The organism is Bacillus pretiosus (assembly GCF_051294775.1).
GTDB classification, from domain to species: Bacteria; Bacillota; Bacilli; order Bacillales; family Bacillaceae_G; genus Bacillus_A; species Bacillus_A wiedmannii.
In genome coordinates this window covers 1-292 of the sequence record NZ_JBPPHF010000371.1, presented here as the reverse complement: position 1 = coordinate 292, position 292 = coordinate 1, and the positions used below count along the sequence as shown (strand labels likewise).

At 45.5% G+C, this 292-nt stretch carries 1 rRNA gene; it reads left to right on the top strand.

Annotation, left to right across the window (positions count from 1 at the left end):
- Window positions 1-40: 40 nt before the first annotated feature.
- Window positions 41-292, top strand: a 23S ribosomal RNA gene (locus ACSG5Z_RS31310); the annotation flags it as partial.

Here is a 292-nt window from a genome sequence, read left to right as displayed (position 1 = left end):
CTAGATAACAGTGTAGCTCATATTTTTTTAATTTTAGTTTGGTTAAGTTAGAAAGGGCGCACGGTGGATGCCTTGACACTAGGAGTCGATGAAGGACGGGACTAACGCCGATATGCTTCGGGGAGCTGTAAGTAAGCTTTGATCCGAAGATTTCCGAATGGGGAAACCCACCATACGTAATGGTATGGTATCCTTGCCTGAATACATAGGGTAAGGAAGACAGACCCAGGGAACTGAAACATCTAAGTACCTGGAGGAAGAGAAAGCAAATGCGATTTCCTGAGTAGCGGCG